Below are 22,287 nucleotides of genomic sequence, written 5' to 3' on the forward strand. Positions count from 1 at the left end.
GTCAGGCCCCCCTTTTGCGTAGCGCGAGCACGGAGGCTGCGATGAAGACCAGTCCGAACAGCAGGAGGACGGTGAGATTGGGCCAGAGATCTCCAAAGCCCAGCCCCTTGGCGAACACGCCGACACTGACGGGCTGGTACCAGGCGGCCGGGAAGGCAAGACCCATCAGGCGCCCTCCACCCGATAGGGAGGAGACAGGCACGAGCAGGCCGGAGAAGTTGACGGCGGGAATGATCGCAATGATGGCGGTGGCGAAGATGGCCGCGACCTGGCTGCGCACGAAACTGGACACGAACAGGCCGAAGCCGGTGGTGGCCAGCACATAGGCAAAGGACGCCGCCAGCAAAGTGGGAAGCGACCCGCGCATGGGGACCTGAAAGAGATAGACAGCCTGCAAGATCAAGGTCAGGCAACTGATGAAGGCGATTGCGACATAGGGCAATTGCTTGCCCAGAAGGAATTCGAGCTTGGTGACGGGGGTCGACTGGAAATTGGCGATCGATCCGGTTTCTTTTTCCTTGACGATGCCCAAGGCCGTCATCACCGCGGGGATGAGCACCAGGATCAACACGATCACGCTCGGAACGATGGCATTGGCGCTCCGGAATGCCTGGTTGTAACGAAAACGCGGTTCGATCCCGATCGGGTAGGCAGGGGCCGCCCGCCCTCTTTGCCGCTTTGCGGCATCGGTGAGGTAGGTCGTTGCCAATCCCGTGACATAGCCGCGAGTGGTTTCTGCGCGGAAGGGCATGGCCCCATCCAGCCAGATACCGACTTGCGGGGTGAGCTGGCGCATCAGGTCCCTGCCGAATCCGGATGGGAGCTCGATCGCCAGCTTCAGCTCCCCGCTCTGCATCCGGGTTTCGAGCTCCTCAGCCGACCGGATGGCGGGCTGCTGGGCGAAGTAGCGGGAGCCCTCGAAGCTCTCGAGCAACTGCCGGCTCTGTGCGGACTGGTCCTGATCGAAAGCTGCGTAGGGGATCTTCTCCACGTCGAAAGAGATGCCGTATCCGAAAGTGAGCAGGAGCAGGACCGGGCCTATCAGAGCGAAGGCGAGGCGCAGCGGGTCACGCATGATCTCCAGCGTCTCGCGCCGGGCATAGGCCCATAATCTACGCCCATCCAGCCGCCTTGGCCTGGCGGGCGCCGCCTTGGCCGGAGCCACCGTCCGTGCCTTGCCGATCGAACTCGCCATGCCGGCCTGCTCGAGCACCTCAACGAAGGCGTCTTCCAGATTCGACTTGCCTCTGTCTGCCTTCAATTCCGACGGCGTTCCGACAGCAAGCACTTTGCCTTGATGCATGAAGGAGATGCGATCGCAGCGCTCGGCCTCGTTCATGAAATGCGTGGACAGGAAGATGGTGACGCCTTCCTCGCGCGAGAGCGACAGCAAGAAGCGCCAAAATCCATCACGCGCCACCGGATCCACCCCCGAGGTGGGCTCGTCCAGGATCAGGATTTCGGGGCGATGGATCACCGCCACGGCGAGTTGCAGGCGTTGGCGGATGCCGAGGGGCAGGCTTTCCGGACGGGTATCGGCGACGGTTTGCAGGTCGAAACGGGCCAGCATTTCGGCCACGCGTGCTTCGATGTCAGCACGCGCCAAGCCAAAGAGCTGCGCATGCAGGACGAGGTTCTGGTGAACCGTCAGTTCGCCATAAAGGGAGAAGGCCTGTGACATGTAGCCGACCCGGCGTCTGGTTTGCATGTCGCCGGCATCCAGAGGGTGACCGAACAGGCGCGCCTCGCCTTCGCTCGCGGGCAGAAGCCCGGTGAGCATCTTCATGGTGGTGCTTTTGCCGCTGCCATTCGAGCCCAGGAATCCGAAGATTTCGCCCTTTTCAATGCGGAAGCTGACATGATCGACGGCCGTAAAATCGCCGAAACGGCGTGTGAGGCCGGAAGCCTCGATCGCTGGCGGGCCATCTGCCGGGCCAGCGGGGCGCGGGGGGATCGTCAGCTCGGCCTTGTCGCCGGCGTCGGGCAACAAAGCGACGAAAGCGGCCTCCAGGCTGGAAGCATTTGCCTGTCGCTTGATGTCGTTTGGCGAGCCTTGCGCGATCACACGCCCTTCATCCAGGGCCGCAAGCCAGTCGAAATGTTCGGCCTCGTCCATATAGGCGGTTGCCACCAGAACACTCAGATTGGGGCTGTCTTCCCGAAGGCGTTCGATCAGACGCCAGAACTGCCGCCGCGACAATGGATCGATCCCGGTCGTCGGCTCATCCAGGATGATCAGATCGGGGTCGTGGATCAGGGCGGAGCAAATACCGAGTTTCTGCTTCATGCCGCCGGATAGTTTGGCTGCCGGCCGGTCGCGAAATGCCGACAGGCCCGTCACCTCCAGCAATTGTGCAATGCGAGCAATGCGTTCGCTCGAACCCTGGCCGAAAAGCCGGCCGAAGAAGTCGAGGTTCTCGGCCACGCTCAAGGTTGGGTAGAGGTTGCGGCCGAGGCCCTGGGGCATATAGGCAATGCGCGAGCGGTTGAGGCGTAATTGTTCGGTGGAGCGAACATCGCCTCCCAGAACCAGGATCTCGCCTTGCTGGGGCCGTGTGACCCCCGCCACGAGGCCGAGCAGGGTCGATTTGCCGACGCCATCAGGACCAATCAGGCCGGCCATGCAGCCGGCAGGTGTGGCCAGAGAAACGTGGCTGAGGGCATCATGCCGCCCATAGCGATGGACGACGTCTCGCAACTCGATGACAGGCTCGGTCATTGCGGCAGCTTCACCAGAAGCCGGTCCGGCCAGGCCGCGGTCTGGCTGGTCCGCACATAGGCGACGCCACGCACGCCCGTCTTAACCCGGGCTTCGTATTGCTTCAAAAGTGTCGGTGCGATCTTCAGCTTGACACGGAACATCAGTTTTTCCCGTTCGTCGGCCGTTTCGACCGCCTTGGGGGTGAACTGAGCATCCGTGGCAACGAAACTCACGGTGGCCGGCACGACATAATCCGGAGCCGCGTCGAGGATGATGCGCGCTTCGTCGCCCAGAGCGAGGCGTCCCGCGGCTCGCGAGGGCAGGAAGATAGTCATGTAGACGTCCGACAGGTCGAGGAGAGTGACGACCGGAGCTCCGGCTGCGACGACCTCTCCCGACTGGACGAGCTTGTATTCGATGCGGCCACGTCGTGGCGCGGTCAGGACGGCGTCGTCGACGAGCGAACTAACGCGGGCAACCTCTGCCCGGGCGGCATCTGCCGCCGCGTTGGCTTCGTCGAGATTGGCGATGCCGGCCTTCCTTGCTGCCTCCGCGACATTGAGCTGGCTGCGCCTCAGGTCCAATTGCTGCGTCGTGCCGTAGCCCCGCGCAGCAAGGGTGGAGGCGCGGTCGAGTTCCTGATGGGCGAGGACGAGCTCGCTTTCACGCTGGGCCAGCGCCGCTTCGGCTTCGGCGATGGTTTTTTCGGCTCGCCGGACCTGAGCCTGCGTGCCGGCAAGCTGTGCCTGCAGGTCGGAGACATCCATGCGGGCAACGACCGAACCTGCCTCGACGGTTTGTCCTTCCTCGACAAGGACCTGTGCCACGCGCCCAGCGAATTTGGCTGCGACCAATACGTGTTCGGCTTCGATACGCCCGTTGGAGTAAGTGATGTCGGTGGGCAAGGCGGCCTTGCCGGTCCCGTTCCACAGGCTGCGCAGACGGTCGGCGATATTGGAGGTTTGGTCGGCAGCCGAGGACAGGCCGCTTATGGTGCATCCGGCGGCCACAACAGCGGCGAAAACACAAAGGCGAAGAGGCTGGCGCAACGAAGGTGCTCCCGAATGAATTGTGCGCCGACGGGCGCCTATCCATCGTCGTTACCTTCAGTCGGGCGGCACCCGGTTGATGCAGATCAAACGCTGGTCGTTTGCATGCGAACTGCTCGGGCGGCCTTCCTTTTCGGCTCAGTGCAAGGATGTTTCCTCGTCATCGGAAGCCGGAGGCGAAACCGATCGGCAGGGATGGCCGCGCTCGGACGGCATCAAGGCACCAGGACCGCCGCGCCCTGAAAGCGCCCCGCCCGCAGATCCGCAAGTGCTTCGTTCGCCTGCTCCAAAGCGTAGGTGGTGACCGTTGTCTGGATGCCGACCTTCGGCACGATCTCCAGGAATGTCTCGGCGTCGGCCCGTGTCAGGTTGGCGACTGAAAGAAGATGCCGCTCTTCCCACAGAATGCGATACGGAAATTGCGGTATGTCGCTCATATGAATGCCGCCGCAAACGACCTTGCCGCCCTTGCGGACAGCGCGCAGCGCCTGAGGCACGAGCGCGCCGACAGGAGCAAAGATGATGGCAGCGTCCAGGGGCTGAGCCGGGAGCTCGTCGGATCCGCCGGCCCAGGCCGCGCCTAGCGACAAGGCAAGTTTCTGGGCATTGTCGTTGCCCGGCTGCGTGAAGGCGAAAATGTCCCGGCCCTGCCAGCGGGCTACCTGGGCGAGAATATGGGCAGCAGCTCCGAAACCATAGAGGCCGAGGCGTTGAGCGTCGCCGGTCATACGCAGGCAACGCCAGCCGATCAGGCCAGCGCACATCAAGGGAGCCGTGGCGACAGGATCCTCGCATCGGGGCAAAGGAAAGACGAAGGCCGCATCCGCCAGGACATGGGTGGCAAATCCCCCATCGCGCGAATAGCCGGTGAAGGCGGGCTCATCGCACAAATTCTCATGGCCGGACATGCAATAGGGACAGTGGCCGCATGTATGTCCAAGCCAGGCAATGCCCACGCGTGTCCCGGCTTCCAGCCCTGTCACGCCCCTGCCGATACGGTCGATGGTTCCGACGATCTCGTGTCCGGGAACGATCGGCGTTCTCGGGTTGGGCAGCTCTCCGTCGACCACATGCAGATCTGTCCTGCAGACGGCACAAGCCTCGACCTTCACCCGGATTTCGCCGAAGGAAGGCATCGGGTCGGGACGGACCTCCATTCGGAGCGGTTGTCCTGTCTGATGAAGCACCATGGCCTTCATGGCATCGTCCATGATCGCGTTGCCGGATATGTATCCGAATGGAGACTTTGATCGGCGCCACCGAGCAGGGGCAATCGGCTGCGGATTGCACGATGGTGTTGGCCGGCAGGCCATTGTCGTTGCTGCCCGGTTCCCCGAGCTTTATTCCAGATCATATTTGCCCTGCAGCGGCAGGATGGCGTTCAGCGCTTTCTGCCAGGTCGACACGCCTCCTGGATCAGGCTCGATATCCGCGACGGTCCATGGGTGTCGCGCGGAATGTTCACCAGGGCGCGTCGGTTTGATGGCCACCGATTGTGTCGCATGCAGACCGGCCACCTTGCGGATCTCCTGCAGGCACAGCTGCTCCAATCGCAATGCGGGCAACTTTTGCCGTGCCATGCTGATTGCCTCTCCTGTTTCGGACGGATGCCATGTAGTCGCCCGGCTCATTCGGCCGCCGGCAATCCGATCGGCATGATGTCGGGTTCCCGTCGCATCCAATCATTCAATTGGGTGACCAGTTCGGCGTAGGGGATGCTGAGAGTCAGGCCGTGTCGTTCTCCGAACGAGACATAGGACGTCCCGTCGCCGTCGAGGCTGACATATTTCACCTGGTCGGGATTTATGGCGTATCGCCCCCCGTCGGATGTCACTTCGATCAAACCGCTACTCACCGCGCGCTCTCCGGAAATGCCTGTTCAAACCTCTGTCGCGGCATGGGAAGGCGGATGACGATATCCCGCTTGCCGCTTTCCGACGATCTCCCATGACCGGGGGCACAAAGGTAACCCTCGGATCTCGTTCACCATGGATGCCTTCGACGAAACCAGCGTTGATCTGCATCAAGTCGGCGCACCGAGGTGGCGTGTCGAGATAAAGACGCTTCCCGGCCTCGGTCAGCCCGGCTTGCTTTGATCTGCCGCAAGAAAAGTGTTCCGATGGAGGTCTAGGTTCCTCGGGTGTTTGAAAAACAGGGCAAGAGCGACATGTCGGAGGCTTCCTCCTCGGATCCGAAGAATTTTCCCCGCCTCAGCTTCTTCGGCGCCACACAGACCGTAACCGGGTCGTGCTTCCTCATCGAGACGCCCAAGGCCAAGATTTTGGTGGATTGCGGTCTGTTCCAAGGCTCCAAGACCGAAAAGGAACTCAATTATCGCCCGTTTCCCTTCGATGCCTCCAGCATCGGTGCGGTTCTTCTGACCCATGCCCACATCGATCATAGCGGCCTGTTGCCCAAGCTCATGCGAGAGGGCTTTACGGGGCCGATCTTCGCGACGGCGGCCACCTTCGACCTGTGCTCGGTCATGCTGCCGGATTCGGGCCATATCCAGGAGACGGAGGTCCAGCAACTCAATATGCGCAACCGGCGCCGTGGCCTGCCGACCGTTACCCCGATCTATACCGTGGAGGATGCCACTGCCACGCTGGCGCTCTTCAGGCCCGCTGCCTTCAAGACCTGGCTTCGCATCGCCAACGGGATCAGGGCTCGCTTCTGGAACGCAGGCCATTTGCTGGGCTCGGCTTCGATCGAGGTCGAGATCACCGATGACGTCGGCAAGGTCACAAGACTGCTGTTTTCCGGCGACCTCGGACCCGGCCATAAATTGTTGCAGGCCGATGCCGAAGCCCCCGCAGGTTTCGACTATGTCGTCTGCGAGTCGACCTATGGTGACACGGATCGAGCCGATGCCTCGACCGAAAAACGACGGCGCCTGCTGAGCCACGAAGTCAAGGAGGCCGCACGCTCGAACGGGGCGTTGCTGATTCCATCCTTCGCCGTCGAACGAACGCAGGAACTGCTGGTCGATCTGGTCAGCCTGATGAATGCGAATGAATTGCCGAGGGCACCGATCTTCATCGATTCACCCCTTGCGACCGCGGCCAGCGGCGTGTTCGCGAAATATGTCGGCGAGATGCCGAGTGGTGAGGCCCTGACGTCGGCCCTGCAGGCCCCTAACGTTCATTTCACGGAGAGTGTGGAGCAGAGCAAAGCCATTTCCCGGTTCCGCAACTTCCACATCGTCATTGCCGCCAGTGGCATGTGCGAGGCGGGGCGCATCCGTCATCACCTCCGCAATTGGCTGTGGCGGGAGGAGGCGACGGTCTTGCTCGTGGGTTACCAGGCACAGGGCACGCTCGGCCGCCTCCTTCTCGATGGCACCTCCCGCGTGCGGCTGATAGGCGAGGAGGTGGAGGTCCGCGCCCGCATCCGCTCCATCGACCTGTATTCCGGCCATGCCGATGCAGGAGAACTGCTGTCGTGGCTGTTGGCGCGGCTGCCTGTCGCGGGCAACGTCTTTCTGACCCATGGCGAGCGTGAGGCCATCGCCGCGTTCAAGAACAGCCTGGCGAGTGCCCAGCCTGGGTTGTCCGTAGTGGTGCCATCGATCGATGAGGTCTTCTTGCTGGATGGGGGAACTGGGCAGTGTCTCGACCGGCCGCATCCGCCGCGTATCGCGCCGGAGAATGCCGGGCGGCTCGACTGGAACAACGAATTGTCCAAGCTCCTGTTGGACATCAGCCAAACCACGGCGCAGGCGGCGGACGAACGGGCCAGACGCGTGATTATCCGACGCTTGCGAAGGGCATTGGCAAATGAGGATGCCCCATCCTAGGGGCATCCCCGACCGTTTCCGCATCCAACGGTTCAAGCCATGCCAAGGTCCATGGAGACCAGGGCCAGCGTGGAATCGCCCGGCACCGGCGCGACGCTGAAGCCCATGTTGCGCTCCAGTTCAATGGCATCGTAGTTGGCCCGGCTCTCCAGGGACTCGATCCGCCGCATGCCGCGGCGCCGCGCCTGCTCGGCCACGAAGCTCAGCAATTCCCAGCCAATTCCCCTATTTCGGTAGTCGGCGTGGACACTGACGGCGACCTCGCCGCGCTGGCCATCGTCGTTGCGGACCAGCATGGCAGTGGCAACGGCCATATTGCTGGCTTGATCGAAGGCAAGAAAGGTCTCGACGCGGTCGTGATCGGCATTTGCCATCTTGCTTATCCATTCCGGACCTACCTCGCTGATGGCCGAGAGGAAGCGGAACCGCAAGTCTTCCTTGCGCAGGTGATGAAACAAGTCGCTCAGGACGGGGGCGTCGTCAGGCGTGACGGCCCTGATCCTGATGACAAGTCCCGTCCGCGTTTTCAGTTCCTTGATCGGTTCGTTCATGTCGGCCCTCCCTGGCGACAACTGAATAGTCCGCCATTCTTTTCTCAGTTCTCGCTCCGCCTGTCCTTGAGGACGATCAAATCGCGCGATGGATTCGAGCCCAGAAGCGGAGTTCGATCATCGAGGAAAAGGGGGCTGCGCCTTGCTTGCTGCGGCTGGCACGGGTCCCATGCGAATGGCAGGCTTCGGCGGCCTTCTGATCGCCAGGGGCTTCAGCAGTTCGACACAAACAAGATAGAGGATGACGATACCCGCCGTGGCCAGGAGCAGACCGGGAGGTGGTGCGACGAAGCCAAACCAGGGGCCTAGCGGCGTGAAGGGCACGATGAGCGCGACCAGCAGGGCGGACAGGGACGAAGCCGCCAGCACCGGACTTGGTCGATTGCGCCATGGGCGTCCAGCGGTGCGGATCAGGAAGATCACCAGGATCTGCGTGGCCATCGACTCCAGGAACCAGGTGGTCCGGAACTCGTCGGGGGCAGCATGGAAGATCGCCAGCAAGACAGCGAAGGTCAGAAAATCGAACAGGGAGGATAAGGGACCCATGATGGCGGCAAAACGCATCAGCCCGCCCATGTCCCAGATTTGAGGCTCGGCGATTGCCTCGCGGCGGACCTGGTCGAAGGGAATGCCGATTTCCGACAGGTCATAAAGCAGGTTGTTCAACAGAATTTGGGTCGGCAACATGGGAAGGAACGGGAGCAACATGGATGCCAGTGCCATGGAGAGCATGTTGCCGAAATTGGAGCTGGCACCCATGCGGACATATTTGAGGATGTTCGCAAACGTTCGTCGTCCCTCTTCCACGCCGGCGGCGACAACCTCGAGATCGGAAGCCAGCAGGATCATGTCCGCGGCAGCCTGGGCGACTCCGGTGGCTCCCTCGACCGACAGGCCGATATCGGCGACTTTCAGGGCGGGCGCATCGTTTATGCCGTCGCCTAGATAGCCGACGACCGCCTGCGATTGTTGCAACGCCTTGATGATACGAGACTTTTGGTCAGGCGTCAGTCTAGCAAAGGCATCGACCGACCGAACTTGCACCGCCAGAGCCTGGTCGTCGAGTTTGGCGACATCGCTTCCGGATAGAACCGTCTGTCCTTTGAGGCCGACCAATCCGGCCAATCTTCGCACGACAAGCGGATCATCCCCGGAGAGGATCTTGAGGTGCACACCGATCTTCGCAAGATGGGCGATGGCGGGGCCGGCGGTCGGCTTGGGAGGATCGGCAAAAGCACAAAATCCTTCCAATGTCAGGTTCTGCTCATCCGTTTCGGTGATTTCCTGCCGTTGCTCCGACCAGGGCTGCGTGGCTACTGCGATGCTGCGCAGGCCCTCCTGAGCCATGCCATGCAAGATTTCCAGTGCCTTCGTCCGCTCTTCCGTTGTCAGGGGCAGGGTCTGTGCCCCGTCTTTCATATGCGAACACAAGCCAAGGATAGCCTCCGGTGCGCCTTTGGCGATGAGCATCGGGCCATCCGGCCCTTTCGCAAGGACCGAACCCATCCTGCGCGTATAGTCGAAGGGGCGACGCCCCATGAGAGTCCAGGAAACGGAGGGCTCTTGTTCGGCCGCGATCAAGGCGGCATCAAGCGATCCTCGGTCGCCGCCCAGATCTGCTGCGACCGCCGCCAGGCTGGCTGGACGCCCCGTCTGCAAGCCATGGACGTCGATGCTCCTGGCAAGCGTGATCTGGGCCGAGGTCAAGGTGCCCGTCTTGTCGGTGCACAGGACGGTCATGGCCCCGAGATCGTGAATGGCGGCAAGTCGCTTGACGATGACCTTGCGGCGCGCCATGCGGATCGCTCCGCGCGAAAGCGTCACCGTGGTGATCATCGGCAGCAATTCGGGGGTGAGCCCGACGGCGAGTGCGACGGCAAACAGAAGGGAATCCAGCGGCGGGCGGCCGAACAACACGCGAGCGGCCAAAACCAGCACGACCAGGGCCAAGGTCAAGCGAGCGATCACCAGGCCGAATTCGCGCAGGTCACGCTGGAAGGGAGAAGGGGCGCTCGCTTCCCCGAGCATGCTGGCTGCAGCCCCGAAGATGGTTGCTCTCCCGGTCGCGATCACCAGCGCAATCGCCTCGCCCGTTTGCGCAACGGCACCGCGAAACACTGCGTTCGAGGCATCCGCCGGATTGGCAGAACTGACCCTACCCGGGGACTTCTCGACCGGATAGGGCTCCCCGGTGAGCGCTGCCTCGGCCGCAGTGAAGGCCGTACTTTCCATGACGAGAGCATCGGCAGGAATGACATCGCCGGCGCGGATGCGGATGATGTCGCCGGGCACGACCCTCTCGACGGCAATCTGCCTGAAGCTGCCATCGCGCTTGACCTCGGCCTTGAGGGCGACGGAGCGGCGGAGGGCCTCGGCTGCCCGTGTCGCGTGCCCCTCCTGAAAAGTATCCAGCCCGATGGAGATTGCCAGGATTGCGACGATGATGGCCCCGCCAATGGCATCGCCGGTCGCGATGGAGACGAGACCGGCACCAAACAGAATGAGAGAAAGCGGTTCCAGCAGCCGGCGCAGGATCGCGTGCAGCGCCGTCTCGCGCTGGCTCCCCCTATCGGCATTGAGGCCGAACCTCGCCAGCCTTTTTTCTGCCTCGCTCGAAGTCAGGCCGTGGTCGTTGCAACCCAGCGTTCGGAGCCAGTCGTCCGGGGAGTGCTCCCAGAACACAGCGGCTTCGCCTTGTGAATGCTGGGCTTGCGAATGCTGGGGTGATGCTGTCGATGGCATGGCGCCGCTCCGTCAGGAAGAAGGCGTTCCAGTGACGGGCCCGCTTGCGGTTTCCCGGATAGGCAAGTCGGAAGAGGTCGCTTGCTCTGCGCTGATCCCGTGTGCCTTTTCGTCGTCGGCCTCGATTTCGAGGCCGAACCCGGCAGGATCCGTTCTTCGGCAGCTCGACCCGCCGGTGGAAAAGCCGGGATTGCTGGTGAGAAGCATGCCGATCATCGAGTGAACCCTCCCTTGGCCGCCAGTTTGGCGAGCGCGATCGAGGCGAGGCGGACGTCGACCGAGTCGGATCTGCTGGTAAGGATGATGGGAACGCGGGCGCCGAGAACGAGGCCTGCAGCCTCCGCTCCTCCGAGGTAGATGAACTGCTTGGCCAGCATGTTCCCCGCTTCGAGGTCGGGCGCAACCAGAATGTCCGCCTGTCCCGCGACCGGAGAGATGATGCCCTTCATGTGGGCTGCATCGAGATCGACGGCATTGTCAAAGGCAAGCGGGCCGTCGACCTTGGCACCGGTGATCTGTCCCCGCGCCGCCATGACGCTGAGGGCTGCGGCGTCCAATGTCGCGGGCATGGCGGGATTCACCGTCTCGACCGCCGCGAGAACAGCCACCTTCGGTTCGTCGATGCCGAGCACATGCAACAGATCGATGGCATTCTGGCAGATATCGCGCTTGTGCTCGAGGGTGGGAGCGATGTTGATGGCCGCGTCGGTGACAACCACCAGCCTGGCATAGGCCGGTATGTTCAGGACATAGACGTGGCTGATGCGCCTCTGTGTGCGCAGGCCGGATTGAGGCGCGACCACGGCGGCCAGCAACTCGTCGGTATGAAGGCTACCCTTCATCAAGGCTGCGGCATGGCCGCTGGCGGCCAGGGCGACCGCTCGCTGCGCGGCGGCATGGCTGTGTTCGGTGGCCTCGATGCGTATGCCCTCCAGGCTCAAGCCAGCTTGTTCGGCCACGGCCCGGATCTTGGCGTCCGGGCCGATGAGAATGGGTTCGATCAGGCCTTCGGCGCGGGCTTCGAGCGCGGCCTGGATGGCCTCTGGCTGGCACGGATGAACCACGGCTGTGATGAGTGGTGGCAAAGCGCGGGCTGCTCGCAGAAAGGGAGTGAACCGGTGTTTGCACTGGGATGGTGCCTTCGACAGCGGCGCGGATCGACCCGCCAGTCTTCCAGATGGTGCGATAACGATGGTGGTGCCGGCGAGCACTTCGCTGCCTGCCTGGTCGAGGCAACGCGTCTCGAAAGTGACGGAGCGGTCCGCGGGGTTTTTCGCCCCCACGGTTATGGTGGCCGTTATCGTGTCGCCCGCCGATATCGGGCGGCGGAACTCGAGCGTCTGGTTGCGGTAGAGCGTGCCGGGTCCGGGCAATTGGGTACCCAGGACTGCCGAGATCAGATTGGCTGCCCACATGCCGTGGGCGATAGAGGGGCCAAGGGCATCGCCAGCCGCACAGTCGGGATCGAGATCCCCCGGGCTGAGGTTGCACGATGCCAGGGCGAGGAGCCCGATATCGTCATTGCTGACGGTCCGCGTAAGGCTGGCGGAGTTCCCGATTGCCAATTCGTCGAAGAGGTGGTTGATCAGCAGAGGCGTGGAAATGATCTCATTCATGGTTGCAGCACATGGGTTCCAGGCACATCCTCGAGGGCCCGGAACCTGCCGATGAACCTGGCCGAGCCGTCGCGCAAGGATTGAGCTCCCGCGACCGGCAGGCCGACTCTAACTGCGACTCCTCAGGGGGCCTTGATACGGATCAAGGAGTCGGAGGCGCCGCATGCCGGGGGCACCGGAGCTGGCGCGGCTAGGGCAGTGAGACCCAATGATCGCCTTCCTTACGATATTTGGTTTTGACCGCTGCCCAGGCGACGCGGTGGGCTATTTCCTCACGGCGGCGCGCATTGCATAGACCATAGCCGTCCCAGGCATGGTTGAAAGCCGCGCGATAGATTTCTTGCGCGTGATGAGGCAGCCTTGCACGTAATATCGGTGGCAGATCGCCGATTGTGGGATAGGGCATGGTTCATTCCTGTCAATCAGGAGAGCGCTTTACCGCCGCCGCGAAGCCTTATAGGCAACAAGGACGGTGAAACACGCTCCGAGCAGGAGTATCGCCAGCCATGCCAGCATTTTGAAATCATTGGTAAATTGGTCAACGAGGGCCTCGATCATATTGGTCTCCCGGCCTTGAGCGGCAGCTCTGTCGAACGCAGCATCCGGTTGACCTAGGTGCGCGAAGCCGCCCGTGTCGAGCCTATTGGCGATGATGGTACCTTGCTGGCGCAGGACATTCCGCAATTGGACCCTGCGGGAACGTAGTAGGAGTGCGCGGCCACGCCAGCCTGAATATTCTCAACGGTCGTTGTCACGCCTCTCTCCCGACAGATATTCTCTGCACTTTGGAGTCTGTCGGAAGGGATGGCGTTGATCCATCGCAAATGAATGTCTCCGGTCGCGCGGCCTTGGTATCCGCTTGCACCTGACCGGGTTGTTCAAGGCTGTGTGGTGCGTCGTTCTCCGGATCGTTCGGCTGTTCGCTTGGTCGGTACGAGATGGAGGACTCTCGCGAACAGATGGTCGTGCCCTTCGCTACGGCCGATGTGCATGACACCGCTCTGTTTCAGGTCTTCGTGAAGGATTTGCAGGAAGCGCCGATGTGTTTCTCCCGTCACGGAGTCGAGCACCTCGTCCATGACGATCCAGGCCGGCCTGTGCAGAATGAGGCGCGCGAAGGCGAGTGCCTGCTGTTCGTCTTCGTTGAGTTGGCGATCCCAGCGCCCTGGTTCGTCAAGCGCGATCGCGAGCCCTTTCAGACCGACCCTGTCGAGAGCCGTCTCATAGGACCTCGTCTCAAAAGATTGGGCCGGAACGGGGTAGGCGAGGGCTTCGCGCAAATTGCCGGGAGGCAGGTAGGGGGTACGAGGCATATACATGATCACCTCTCCCTTCGGACGCACGATCCTGCCCGATCCCCATGACCAAAGTCCCGCCAGGGCGCGGAAGAGCAGGGTCTTGCCGCTGCGCCGCTCTCCGATAATCGCCACCTTCTCGCCGGCCTCGATGGTCACGCTTTCCTCCCGCAATTGCGTGCTTCCGTCGGGAACGAAGACGCAGAGGCGATCCAGGCGGTAATGTCCCGGTTCGCCTTCGGCCAATATAATCCGGTCGACGCCATCTCGCTCGCTGTCGTCTTGCGCTGCTGCCCGCCTAAAGGTTGAGACCCGCAGTAACGTCGCACGCCAATCCGCGATCACACTGAAATTGTCGACAAACCAGCGTAGCGAGGATTGGACCTGGTTGAACGCGCCGACTGTCACCATCAGCCCACCAAATGACAGGGAGCCGGAAAAATATGCAGGTGCTGCCACCCCGACCGGGACTACCAGTGCAGTCCAGCCATAGCCGGCGGTGATCCAGGTGAGCTTCGTCTGCCTCCATGCCAATCTTCTCATGGCGGCTAGGACTTCGGCCAGATCGATCGTTATCCGGCGTTTCTCGTCGGGCTCGCCGTTCGCAAGGGTGATCGCATCGATGTGCTCGCTAACGCGCATCAGGCCATAGCGCAGATCCGCTTCTCGACTATAACGTTCAGCATTCAGGCCGACCAGCGGCCGCCCCACCAGATAGCTTAGCAGGGAGGCCGAGCCGGCATAGAAAACCGCGGCCCATACGAGGTAGCCGGGCACAGTCAAGTTGGCCGTTCCCAGGTGGAAGACGAAGCCGCTGGACAACGCCCACAGGACGCTGACGAAGCTGAAAAGCAGCACCGAAGCCTGCAGCAAACCGATGCCCAGGTCTGTCGAGAGTTCCGTCAGGTGGCGCGCATCCTCATGCATGCGCTGGTCGGGGTTGATGCCGATTGGGCGCGTGGAGAGTCGAAAAGCACGTCCGGGGTTCAACCATTGCTCGACAAGGTCATAAACGAGGCCCTCGCGCAGCTTGATTTTTATCGATTGATTTAACCAGGCTTGCGCAACGTTCATCACAAGCAAAGCAATAGCAATTTGCGCAAAGCGAAAGAGCTGATTGACGAATTCCTGCCAATCCTTTCGGGCCAGCGCATCATAGAAGGGCTGGTTCCACTCGTTGAGCTTGATCTGGCCATAGGTGGTCAGGGCGATGACCACCACAATCGCGAAAGCCAATGCGGCAAAGTTTGTCCGGATCGGTGATACCCAGAATGCACGCAGCATCACGCCAAGCTCGGGCATCAAGGCTGCCTGCGCGTCGTCGACAGGCTTGAGGGCGGCTTCACCGGTTGCGACGGCCATGGGTAACACCTCCAGGACAGCCAGGAAATCGTCCGTTCACATTGTGCTGATCATGGGAACACGATTTTGGCGGGGCGCCCCTTGATCTTGCTCAAGGAAGGTGGCTGTCGCGACGACCATGTTGCAAACTCTTCAGATAGCGGTTTTCCGTCTGGAGCTGTCTTCACTTCTGGGAAGTGCACCATGTCGAAGGCCATCACTCCGAGTGCTCTGCGCTGCCGGTAATGGGAGCGCAAGTATCTGGCTAACCACCTGAGCCTGTGCAGCATTTCAACCAACAAAAGCAGGAATTCTTAGAGCGGAATGCAGTCGACTTGCCGCTCATGTCGTAATCCGTCGTGTGAAATCGCGGTTTCGAGCAGTGTAGCGTACAATGGCGTACGCCTTGGTTGCGGTCCCCGACGGCGTTTTGCGTTTGAGCCCCTTGAGCTCGGATGAGGCACGCATCGCTATGTCCGGCGGGCACAAAATTGGACGAGGAGTCGACATCTCAACTTTTGTATTGGCGATTGAAATGCCTCCAAATGCTGTCTTGGAGCCCCCGTCATGTCGACAAAATCTAGCCCATCATCAGATCGCGCAGTAGCCCTTTGAGAGTTTCCGCTTTGTCACCCCGCAGGCGATCGATGATATGTCGCTGTTGGTCACCGACGATCTCGTCGAGCTTGCTATGCAGAGCCGTGCCCTTGCTCGCGAGATAAATGAGAACCTTGCGGCGGTCGTTTGGGTCTGGTCCCCGATATACCAGTGCGTCGGCCACCATTCGATCGATGATCTTTGTCAGGGTGGTGGCATCGACCAACACCAGCTCGGCGAGATGGCCCATAGACAGGCCGCTCCGCGTCGCCAGAGCAGCGAGGATGCGGAACTGCTCGATCGGAATGCCCTCGGGCCTGAGCCTCTCCTCCAGATCCTCCTCAAGCTGGCGGTTCACGCTCGCAATGAGATAGGCTAGTTGATCTTCCATCTTGTCGGAGCGTGTCAAGCCGAACTTCTCATCTTCAATATTCGCAATTTCAGATAATTATCCTACTCGGCCTGCACCGTTCAAGCGTCCAGACAAAAATTGTCATCATGGCGGTTCGGTCATACCGCGCAAAGCCTTTGCAGTTGTTTCTGCGATGAGAAATCCGCCAACTGCCCAAGAATACGGCGTTGGACCAGCGCGCTCGGCAGCATCCTGCTTTTGCAGATCGCGGCTCTCGGCAGCTTACGGGTGAAAACACGGTCCGCTACTGGTGGCATGGTTTGTGCATGGGGATCCGATGACTTGGATGGACCTCAGACGGCTGTAATGTCCGAACGTCGACCGAGATGATCAAGATTGGCTTGCTCACGCCGCGGCAGGGCCCCGCCGGCATTTGGTCTGCGTCCGCCGAAGCGAGCGCAATCCTTGCGATTGCCGAAATCAACGTCGCAGGTGGCCTGATCGGTCAGGAACTCGAATTGGTTCTCGCAGATGCTGGCACGACCGGGCGTTCCGCCGCGCTGGCGGCGGCAGACATCGTCGATATCGATGAAGTCGATGCCGTCGTCGCCCTTGTACCCAGCTATGCGCGCAGGGCCATCTCCCACGCCGTCGCCGGTCGCGTGCCTTATATCTACACGCCGCAATTCGAGGGCCATGAAGCCGATCGGGGCGTGGTCACGGTCGGTGAGACTTCGAAGGAATTGTTGCATCCGGGCATTGCATGGCTGGCAAACAAGAAGGCCGTGCGACGCTATTACCTGGTCGGCAACGACTATATCTGGCCGCGCGCCACCTTCGAAGAGGCACGGCACATCATCCAGTCGGCAGGCGGCATCATCGTGGGTGAAACGATCTTGCCTTTCGGCTTTGACGACTACGAACCGCTGCTCGACAAGATACGTCGCGCGAAGCCCGATGTGGTCATGCCCTATCTGCTGGGCTATGAGGCGATCGGCTTCAACCGCGCCTTTGCAGAGGCAGGCCTGGCGAGGAAGATCCTGCGCTTCTCCTCGGCGATCGACGAGACCATCCTTTATGGCCTGGGTGCCGACTGCACCGAGAACCTTTTTGTGACCTCAGCCTATTTCTCCGCTCTGCGCTCTCGCAACAACGACGCGTTCCTCGAACGCTACCACAGCTGTTTCGGTGAGACGCCGCCGCCGATGAACGGGTTCGGCCAGTCCTGCTACGAAGGGATTCACTGTCTCGCCTGCCTTATCGAGTCGGCCGGGGGGCTGCGTCCGGGCGATCTACGCCGCAGGGTGGGGCGCGCTATGCAGGCGCGAACAGCGCGCGGATTCAAGGCGCGGATCGTTGCCGGAGGCAGCCAGCCTGTCCATTTCGCCGAGGTCGACGGCCACGAGTTCCGTGTCAGGGACCCGTGGTGAAGCCCTCCATATTGCGGTGCAAAAAGTTATTGCAATTTCATATATTGTAATTTCATATAACTCTCATGGGCGGCCGAACACGCCCTTGAGGGGACCAATCTATGCCGACGTCGCGCCGCAGCTTTCTCAAGACAACCCTTTCCGCTTCCGTTGCCGCCATTGCCGCACCGGCCCTGATTTCCAGAAGTGCCTTCGGCGCGGATGCGCCGATCCTAGTCGGTAGCCTGCACGACCAGTCGGGGCCAATCGCCGCTTCGGGCGTTCCGATGGTCGACAGCCTCAATGTCGCCATCGAGGAGGTGAACGCCAGCGGCGGACTGCTCGGCCGGCCGCTGAAGCTGGTGCATTACGACACCCAATCCAACATCCAGATGTATTCACAATATGCCCAGGCTTTGGCGCTCAAGGACAAGGTTGCGGTCGTCCATGGCGGGATCACCTCTGCCTCCCGCGAGGCGATCCGGCCGACCTTCGATCGCTTCAAGATCCTTTACTTCTACAACACGCTCTATGAGGGCGGCGTTTGCGATCGCAATACCTTCTGCACCGGCACGACGCCGGCACAAACGGTGGAGAAACTCGTCCCCTATGCGATGAAGAAGTGGGGCAAGAAGGCCTACATCATCGCCGCCGACTATAATTACGGCCAGATCACCGCCAAGTGGATGACGAAATACGTCAAGGACAATGGCGGAGAAGTCCTGTCGATCGACTTCTTCCCGCTCGACGTCACCAATTTCGGCCCGACCATCAGCAAGATCCAGGCCGCCAAGCCGGATATCGTGTTGTCCGCGCTCGTTGGCGGCAACCACACCTCCTTCTACCGGCAATGGACCTCGTCGGGCATGAAAGGGCAGATCCCGATCGCCTCCACCACTTTCGGCCTGGTCAACGAGCCGACGACGCTTGATGCAACCGAAAGCGAGGGAGTGCTGGGAGCCTATGGCTATTTCGAGGAGCTGACGACGCCCGCCAGCACAACCTACGTCAAGAAACTCAAGGATAAGTATGCTGATATTCCCTACATCAGCGAGCTTGCCGCGGCCACCTATGAGGGCTTCTATTTGTGGATCGCGGGGGTCAAGGCCGCCGGTTCGATCGATCGCATGAAGGTGATCGCCGCACTCGAAAGCGGGGTGTCCTTCGACGGCCCGAGCGGCAAGGTCGTTCTCGACCACGCCACCCATCATGCGATACGCAACGCCTATCTGGCCGATGTGAAGGCTAAGAAATGGTCGGTACTCGAAACCTACGAGCAGCAAAAGCCGTTGGATACAGCCGGCGTCTGTGACCTGATCAAAACCCCGGCCGACAACCAGCAATACGTCATCAAGATCTAAAGACGGCGCCATTGCCTCGGTGCCGCGACCGGCGTGGCACCGCCTTTCCGTTTGACGAACCCGGCGGAGCCTGCCCCATTCATGGAACTTGTAATCATTCTCGCGCTTGACGTGCTGAACGGAGCGGCGTCCCTTGTCCTGCTCTGCCTCGGGCTGGCGATCATCTTCGGGATGATGAAGATCATCAACCTCGCTCATGGCGAATTCGTGATGCTCGGTGCCTATGCCACCGTCATCTCCGCCAATGCCGGTGTGAACATCTGGATAGCCATGCTGATCGTCGCGCCGGTTTTCGTCGGCCTGGTCGGTATCGTCGTCGAACGTTGTCTGATCCGTTTCCTCTATGGTCGCCTGGTGGACACGATGCTGGCAACCTGGGGATTGAGCCTGTTCATTGTCGGCCTGGTCACCACGATCTACGGCAATACCATCAAGGGGGTCCCGACCCCCCTCGGCGGCTTTTCAATCGGGGAGTACAAGTCAAGCTACTATACGGTGTTCCTGGTTGCTGTGGCGCTGATCATGCTGGCGCTGATCTTCGGCATGCTGCGCTACACCCGTTTTGGCCTGGTCTCCCGCGCCACGATGCAGAATCCCGGCATGGCCGCGGCGCTCGGTGTCAATCCAAGCCGAGTCTACATGACGACCTTCGGCATCGGCGCAGCCATCACGGGCCTGGCGGGCGGCGTCTTGGCTCCGGTTTCCGGCGTGGTGCCGACCATGGGCGCGGCCTATGTTGCCAAGGCCTTCATCACGGTGGTCGGCGGGGGGAGTGCCATTCTGGCGGGGACTGCCTCGGCCTCGGGGCTCTTCGGCCTGATCAACCAGATGGGTTCCTACCTGACCACGCCGGTCTTCGGTGAAGTCATCCTGTTCGTATCGGCCATCATCCTCATCCGCCTGCTGCCCCAGGGCATCTCCGGCCGCTTCTTCAAGGGAAGGCTGTGATGTCGGCAAAAGCCAAGCTGTTTCTCCAATTCATCGCCTTGGCCGCCGCCATTGCAGCAACGGCGATGGCGCCGCAAGTCTTCGAGGTCTTCGATCTCATGCAACTGACGCTGTTCGCGGCGATGGGTGTCCTGGCACTCAGCCTCGGCTTCATCTGGGGCTTCGGCGGTATCCTGTCCTTCGGGCAGACCGCCTTCTTCGGCCTTGGCGGCTATGCCTATGCGGTCGCCGCAATCAACTATGGCGACTCCACCGGTGCCATCCTGCTGGCCATGATCGTGCCGGCAATCTTTGCCACGGTCCTGGGCTATTTCGTTTTCTACGGGCGCATCAGCGACGTCTATCTGGGCGTCATTACGCTGACCGTCACGCTGATCCTGTTCAACGTCGTCAATTCAACGGCTGGTGACGAATACCGCATCGGCACGGCCGCACTCGGCGGCTTCAATGGCATGCCGTCGGTACCGACCTTCAACATGCCATTCGACCCAGAGACAGTGCTCGACCCTGTCCAGGGCTGGTATGCCACGGGCGGGGCGCTCATCCTAGTCTATATGTTCCTACGTCTGCTGTTGTGGAGCCCGTTCGGGCGTGTCGCCGTCGCCGTCCGGGAAAACGAGGTTCGCGCCTCGCTGCTAGGCTACGATCCGCGCCTGATCAAACTCGCCGTCTTTGTCGTCGGCAGTGCCATTGCTGGTCTTGCCGGCGCTCTCTACGTCAATTGGGGTGCGTTCGTCAGCCCGACGATCTTCGCCCTGTCCCTTTCAGCCGAGATCATCATCTGGGTTACGGTCGGTGGCCTTGGCACGCTGATAGGGCCGGTGGTCGGCTGCTTCCTCATTCAATATCTCGTGGCACAAATCGGATCGCAGCAGACATTCAACTCCAACCTCATTCTCGGCGTGATCCTGATCGCCTTCGTGCTGCTGCTGCCCAAGGGGCTGATCCCGGCGGTGCGCGATCTCCTCCTCCAGGCGTTGCGCACTTTGCCGCGCCGTACGGTGTCTATCAGCGATGCCGATCAACCCGTGGAGGCCGAGTGATGGCAGATCTCGTTCCGTTGCTGCGCACGCAAGGCCTGACGATGCGCTTCGGCGGCGTGGTGGCCGTCAACACCGTCGACTTCACCCTCGGGGAGGTGGAGCTGCGCTGCCTGATCGGACCCAACGGTGCCGGCAAGAGCACATTCTTCAAGATGCTGACCGGCCAGCTGACGCCCACGTCTGGTCGTATAGCGTTCCGCGGCAGTCCCATTGCCGGCGCGCCCTCGCATGAAATCGCGCGCCTCGGCGTCGGCATCAAGACACAGGTCCCGAACGTGTTCAACGGACTGTCCGTGCGCGAGAACATCTGGCTGGCGGCACGTCGGCGCAACCCGCCAATGCGCACCAAGGCACTGGTAGAGGAAGTGTTGGACAAGATAAATCTTGCCAGGTGCGCTGATGACATCGTGGGCCAGCTCTCGCATGGCCAGAGGCAATGGGTCGAGATCGGCACGGTGTTGGCGGGGGAGCCCGAGCTGATCCTGCTCGACGAGCCGGCAGCCGGCATGACGGACGAGGAAACGGTCCGCACAGCCGAGATCATCCGCGAAATCAACCTCACGCGTGCGCTCATCGTGGTGGAGCATGACATGCAGTTCATCAAGATGATCGCCAAGACCGTCACGGTCTTTCATCAAGGCCAGATCCTGATGGAGGACACAATCGATGTCGTCATGCGAGACCCGCGTGTACGCGACGTCTATCTCGGCAAGAAGGTGGCTGCCTGATGCTCGTCGTCAAGAACCTGCACGCCGCCTATGGCCGCATTCCCATCCTGACAGGTGTCAGCTTCGCGCTCCAGCCCGGCGAATATCTCGGCATTCTCGGTCACAACGGCATGGGCAAGACGACTTTGATGCGTTCTCTCATGGGCTCTCTGCCGACCACCGCCGGCTCCATCACCTTCGATAATCGCGATGTGACACGACTGCCGGCCCATGCCCGCTCGCGGCTCGGCATGGGCCTGGTGCCGCAGGGGCGCGAGATCTTTCCCACCCTCACGGTGATGGAAAACCTGCGGATGGGCCTGGCCAGCGCCAGGCGTGAAGATCCTGCAGTCATCGACGACGTTCTGAGTGAATTTCCAAGGCTGGTACGCCTGCTCGACCGGCGCGGTGGCGCGCTGTCCGGCGGCGAGCAGCAATTGCTCGCCCTTGCCCGCTGCCTGTGCACACGCCCGCGCCTTGTTCTGCTCGATGAACCGACAGAAGGCATTCAGCCCTCGATCATCGAGGAGATCATCGAGACGCTGCTCCGTCTCAAGCACAAGCACAGCATCGCCATGATCCTGGTCGAGCAGAATCTCGACTTCATCACGTCGCTTTCGCAGCGCGTCCTCACTATCCAGAAAGGGCGGATTACCGGAGAGATCAATCCCAATGATCTCAAGGACAGCGAGGCAGTTGCCAGTTACGTCGGTATGACCATGAGCTAGCGGCCGCGGTCTTGCGAGGCCACCGTCGGCGGCCTCTCCCCAATACACTCC

At 61.4% G+C, this 22,287-nt stretch carries 20 protein-coding genes; 7 read left to right on the plus strand and 13 right to left on the minus strand.

Features of this window, described 5'->3' with window-relative positions; translation table 11 throughout:
* Position 1: 1 nt before the first annotated feature.
* From rbbA to ACTJKX_RS30695, 5 genes are all read right to left on the minus strand, one after another.
* Entirely contained in the window at positions 2–2,719 is a 2,718-nt protein-coding gene (rbbA, locus tag ACTJKX_RS30675; RefSeq protein ID WP_440727582.1) for a ribosome-associated ATPase/putative transporter RbbA, read from the minus strand.
* Positions 2,716–3,750: an HlyD family secretion protein gene (locus ACTJKX_RS30680; RefSeq protein ID WP_394315330.1), complete on the minus strand. Its 1,035-nt coding sequence runs from the start codon at positions 3,748–3,750 to the stop codon at positions 2,716–2,718. Before ACTJKX_RS30680 ends, rbbA begins: the two co-directional genes overlap by 4 nt.
* A 215-nt stretch (positions 3,751–3,965) precedes the next feature.
* Complete coding sequence (locus tag ACTJKX_RS30685) at positions 3,966–4,949, minus strand: zinc-dependent alcohol dehydrogenase family protein (RefSeq protein WP_394315338.1); 984 nt, start codon at positions 4,947–4,949, stop codon at positions 3,966–3,968.
* Between the two features lie 141 nt (positions 4,950–5,090).
* Positions 5,091–5,330, minus strand: coding sequence for a hypothetical protein (locus ACTJKX_RS30690; RefSeq protein WP_394315329.1), 240 nt, complete (start codon positions 5,328–5,330; stop codon positions 5,091–5,093).
* A 47-nt stretch (positions 5,331–5,377) separates the two neighbouring features.
* Positions 5,378–5,605, minus strand: coding sequence for a hypothetical protein (locus tag ACTJKX_RS30695; protein WP_149249230.1), 228 nt, complete (start codon positions 5,603–5,605; stop codon positions 5,378–5,380).
* A gap of 312 nt (positions 5,606–5,917) precedes the next feature.
* On the opposite strand from ACTJKX_RS30695, the gene ACTJKX_RS30700 reads away from it, so the two are divergent.
* The gene (locus tag ACTJKX_RS30700; protein WP_440727605.1) at positions 5,918–7,546 is read left to right on the plus strand and encodes an MBL fold metallo-hydrolase; all 1,629 of its coding nucleotides are present in this window, start codon (positions 5,918–5,920) and stop codon (positions 7,544–7,546) included.
* Between the two features lie 32 nt (positions 7,547–7,578).
* Here ACTJKX_RS30700 and ACTJKX_RS30705 read toward each other — a convergent pair whose 3' ends face one another.
* The 8 genes from ACTJKX_RS30705 to ACTJKX_RS30740 form a co-directional block, all read right to left on the minus strand.
* On the minus strand, positions 7,579–8,097 hold the full coding sequence (locus ACTJKX_RS30705) for an N-acetyltransferase family protein (RefSeq protein ID WP_440727583.1): 519 nt from the start codon (positions 8,095–8,097) through the stop codon (positions 7,579–7,581).
* A 117-nt stretch (positions 8,098–8,214) separates the two neighbouring features.
* Positions 8,215–10,839 (minus strand): magnesium-translocating P-type ATPase, encoded by a 2,625-nt coding sequence (gene mgtA, locus ACTJKX_RS30710; protein ID WP_440727584.1) that lies wholly within the window; start codon positions 10,837–10,839, stop codon positions 8,215–8,217.
* A gap of 12 nt (positions 10,840–10,851) precedes the next feature.
* Positions 10,852–11,055 carry a hypothetical protein gene (locus ACTJKX_RS30715; protein WP_440727585.1) on the minus strand — a complete coding sequence of 68 codons (204 nt, stop codon included), beginning with the start codon at positions 11,053–11,055 and terminating at the stop codon, positions 10,852–10,854.
* Positions 11,052–12,455 (minus strand): bifunctional enoyl-CoA hydratase/phosphate acetyltransferase, encoded by a 1,404-nt coding sequence (locus tag ACTJKX_RS30720; protein WP_440727586.1) that lies wholly within the window; start codon positions 12,453–12,455, stop codon positions 11,052–11,054. The genes ACTJKX_RS30715 and ACTJKX_RS30720 overlap by 4 nt, the downstream gene beginning before the upstream one ends.
* A gap of 190 nt (positions 12,456–12,645) precedes the next feature.
* A complete protein-coding gene (locus ACTJKX_RS30725) occupies positions 12,646–12,861 on the minus strand; it encodes a ChaB family protein (RefSeq protein ID WP_440727587.1) in 216 nt (71 codons plus the stop codon).
* A gap of 29 nt (positions 12,862–12,890) precedes the next feature.
* Positions 12,891–13,013 carry a hypothetical protein gene (locus ACTJKX_RS30730; protein ID WP_394315324.1) on the minus strand — a complete coding sequence of 41 codons (123 nt, stop codon included), beginning with the start codon at positions 13,011–13,013 and terminating at the stop codon, positions 12,891–12,893.
* Between the two features lie 320 nt (positions 13,014–13,333).
* Complete coding sequence (locus tag ACTJKX_RS30735) at positions 13,334–15,112, minus strand: ABC transporter ATP-binding protein/permease (protein WP_440727588.1); 1,779 nt, start codon at positions 15,110–15,112, stop codon at positions 13,334–13,336.
* Between the two features lie 559 nt (positions 15,113–15,671).
* The gene (locus ACTJKX_RS30740) at positions 15,672–16,097 is read right to left on the minus strand and encodes a MarR family winged helix-turn-helix transcriptional regulator (protein ID WP_440727589.1); all 426 of its coding nucleotides are present in this window, start codon (positions 16,095–16,097) and stop codon (positions 15,672–15,674) included.
* 329 nt (positions 16,098–16,426) lie between these two features.
* Between ACTJKX_RS30740 and ACTJKX_RS30745 the strand changes: the two genes are divergently transcribed.
* The 6 genes from ACTJKX_RS30745 to ACTJKX_RS30770 all read left to right on the plus strand — a co-directional run bounded on the left by ACTJKX_RS30745 (position 16,427) and on the right by ACTJKX_RS30770 (position 22,236).
* Positions 16,427–17,470, plus strand: a complete 1,044-nt coding sequence (locus tag ACTJKX_RS30745; RefSeq protein WP_440727590.1) for a substrate-binding domain-containing protein — start codon at positions 16,427–16,429, stop codon at positions 17,468–17,470.
* Between the two features lie 101 nt (positions 17,471–17,571).
* Positions 17,572–18,810, plus strand: coding sequence for an urea ABC transporter substrate-binding protein (locus ACTJKX_RS30750; protein WP_394315095.1), 1,239 nt, complete (start codon positions 17,572–17,574; stop codon positions 18,808–18,810).
* Between the two features lie 81 nt (positions 18,811–18,891).
* Positions 18,892–19,758, plus strand: a complete 867-nt coding sequence (locus ACTJKX_RS30755; RefSeq protein WP_394315094.1) for a branched-chain amino acid ABC transporter permease — start codon at positions 18,892–18,894, stop codon at positions 19,756–19,758.
* A complete protein-coding gene (locus ACTJKX_RS30760; protein ID WP_394315093.1) occupies positions 19,758–20,801 on the plus strand; it encodes an ABC transporter permease subunit in 1,044 nt (347 codons plus the stop codon). Before ACTJKX_RS30755 ends, ACTJKX_RS30760 begins: the two co-directional genes overlap by 1 nt.
* Entirely contained in the window at positions 20,801–21,529 is a 729-nt protein-coding gene (locus tag ACTJKX_RS30765) for an ATP-binding cassette domain-containing protein (protein ID WP_440727591.1), read from the plus strand. Before ACTJKX_RS30760 ends, ACTJKX_RS30765 begins: the two co-directional genes overlap by 1 nt.
* Positions 21,529–22,236 (plus strand): ABC transporter ATP-binding protein, encoded by a 708-nt coding sequence (locus ACTJKX_RS30770; RefSeq protein WP_394315091.1) that lies wholly within the window; start codon positions 21,529–21,531, stop codon positions 22,234–22,236. The genes ACTJKX_RS30765 and ACTJKX_RS30770 overlap by 1 nt, the downstream gene beginning before the upstream one ends.
* Positions 22,237–22,287 lie beyond the last annotated feature (51 nt).

It is taken from the genome of Labrys sp. 22185 (assembly GCF_052045555.1).
GTDB classification, from domain to species: Bacteria; Pseudomonadota; Alphaproteobacteria; order Rhizobiales; family Labraceae; genus Labrys; species Labrys neptuniae.

Bases quoted from the DNA above. Each gene is read 5' to 3' on its own strand.
- ACTJKX_RS30725 (WP_440727587.1), bottom strand. From the start codon at position 12,861: ATGCCCTATCCCACAATCGGCGATCTGCCACCGATATTACGTGCAAGG.
- rbbA (WP_440727582.1), bottom strand. From the start codon at position 2,719: ATGACCGAGCCTGTCATCGAGTTGCGAGACGTCGTCCATCGCTATGGG.
- ACTJKX_RS30735 (WP_440727588.1), bottom strand. From the start codon at position 15,112: ATGGCCGTCGCAACCGGTGAAGCCGCCCTCAAGCCTGTCGACGACGCG.
- ACTJKX_RS30760 (WP_394315093.1), top strand. From the start codon at position 19,758: ATGTCGGCAAAAGCCAAGCTGTTTCTCCAATTCATCGCCTTGGCCGCC.
- ACTJKX_RS30720 (WP_440727586.1), bottom strand. From the start codon at position 12,455: ATGAATGAGATCATTTCCACGCCTCTGCTGATCAACCACCTCTTCGAC.
- ACTJKX_RS30700 (WP_440727605.1), top strand. From the start codon at position 5,918: ATGTCGGAGGCTTCCTCCTCGGATCCGAAGAATTTTCCCCGCCTCAGC.
- ACTJKX_RS30690 (WP_394315329.1), bottom strand. From the start codon at position 5,330: ATGGCACGGCAAAAGTTGCCCGCATTGCGATTGGAGCAGCTGTGCCTG.
- ACTJKX_RS30685 (WP_394315338.1), bottom strand. From the start codon at position 4,949: ATGAAGGCCATGGTGCTTCATCAGACAGGACAACCGCTCCGAATGGAG.
- ACTJKX_RS30755 (WP_394315094.1), top strand. From the start codon at position 18,892: ATGGAACTTGTAATCATTCTCGCGCTTGACGTGCTGAACGGAGCGGCG.
- ACTJKX_RS30745 (WP_440727590.1), top strand. From the start codon at position 16,427: ATGATCAAGATTGGCTTGCTCACGCCGCGGCAGGGCCCCGCCGGCATT.
- ACTJKX_RS30730 (WP_394315324.1), bottom strand. From the start codon at position 13,013: ATGATCGAGGCCCTCGTTGACCAATTTACCAATGATTTCAAAATGCTG.
- mgtA (WP_440727584.1), bottom strand. From the start codon at position 10,839: ATGCCATCGACAGCATCACCCCAGCATTCGCAAGCCCAGCATTCACAA.
- ACTJKX_RS30705 (WP_440727583.1), bottom strand. From the start codon at position 8,097: ATGAACGAACCGATCAAGGAACTGAAAACGCGGACGGGACTTGTCATC.
- ACTJKX_RS30765 (WP_440727591.1), top strand. From the start codon at position 20,801: ATGGCAGATCTCGTTCCGTTGCTGCGCACGCAAGGCCTGACGATGCGC.
- ACTJKX_RS30750 (WP_394315095.1), top strand. From the start codon at position 17,572: ATGCCGACGTCGCGCCGCAGCTTTCTCAAGACAACCCTTTCCGCTTCC.
- ACTJKX_RS30715 (WP_440727585.1), bottom strand. From the start codon at position 11,055: ATGATCGGCATGCTTCTCACCAGCAATCCCGGCTTTTCCACCGGCGGG.
- ACTJKX_RS30770 (WP_394315091.1), top strand. From the start codon at position 21,529: ATGCTCGTCGTCAAGAACCTGCACGCCGCCTATGGCCGCATTCCCATC.